Genomic DNA, 934 nt, shown 5'->3' with positions numbered 1-934 from the left:
GTAGAACAATACTCCCGCCAGCACTCATACTATGCGCCCCGATCTTACAGAACTGATGAACCATCGTTCCGCCACCCAAAATCACATTGCTTGCAACATGAACATGGCCCGCCAGGGTTGTGCTATTAGCAAAAATACAGTTATCACCGATAACACAGTCATGCGCTACATGTACATAAGCCATGAAGAGGTTATCACTACCAATGATCGTTTCCGACTGGTCCTGAGTAGTACCGCGATGAATAGTACAGTTTTCACGAATAATATTATTATCGCCAATAATTAATCGGGTAGGCTCTCCAGCATATTTTTTATCCTGGCACTCTTCTCCAACACTGGCGAACTGAAAGATCTTGTTATTCCGACCAATCGTTGTCGGCCCTTTAACAACCACATGAGAAAGTATCTGTGAACCTTCCCCTATCTCGACACCTTCACCAATATACGACCAAGGACCAACTTCCACACCAGCACCAATTATTGCCCCCTTTTCTACTATTGCTTGAGGGTGAACTTTAGTGTCTGAATGGATTTTGGCATCAGGGTGGATTGTCATTAACGTTCTCGCTCCGCTGTCATAATTTCTGCAATACAAGCAACCTCACCATCTACATATGCAGTACAGTCAAACTTCCAGATGTTATGCTTTGCTGCAATCAAATGAGATTCTAGTACCAGTTGATCGCCCGGAACAATTGGCCTTTTAAAGCGCGCTTTATTTGTTCCGGCAAAATAGTGTATTAAGTTTTCACTTGGCTTTTTGTTAGTCGTAATAAAGCCGAGTATGCCTGAAACCTGCGCTAGTGCCTCCAGCACAAGCACACCAGGCATGATTGGTTGATCAGGGAAATGTCCTTGAAAGTAGTTTTCGTTTACCGTCACATTTTTAAAGCCCTTGATCCATTCTCCGGCTTTAACCTCTGTAACTCGATCC

Annotated in this window: 2 protein-coding genes; both read right to left on the bottom strand. The window is 43.8% G+C overall.

Going from position 1 to position 934, the window contains the following annotated elements; translation table 11 throughout:
• A partial coding sequence (gene lpxA / locus A3735_RS24530; protein ID WP_068638811.1) for an acyl-ACP--UDP-N-acetylglucosamine O-acyltransferase occupies positions 1-556 on the bottom strand: 556 nt, incomplete at its 3' end.
• The coding region (gene fabZ, locus A3735_RS24525) for a 3-hydroxyacyl-ACP dehydratase FabZ (RefSeq protein WP_068638809.1) at positions 556-934 on the bottom strand (379 nt) is incomplete at its 5' end. The genes lpxA and fabZ, both read right to left, overlap by 1 nt.

It is taken from the genome of Oleiphilus sp. HI0061, from assembly GCF_001635675.1.
Note: the sequence above shows the minus strand (reverse complement) of the source record. Positions and strands in the feature narration are given on the sequence as shown.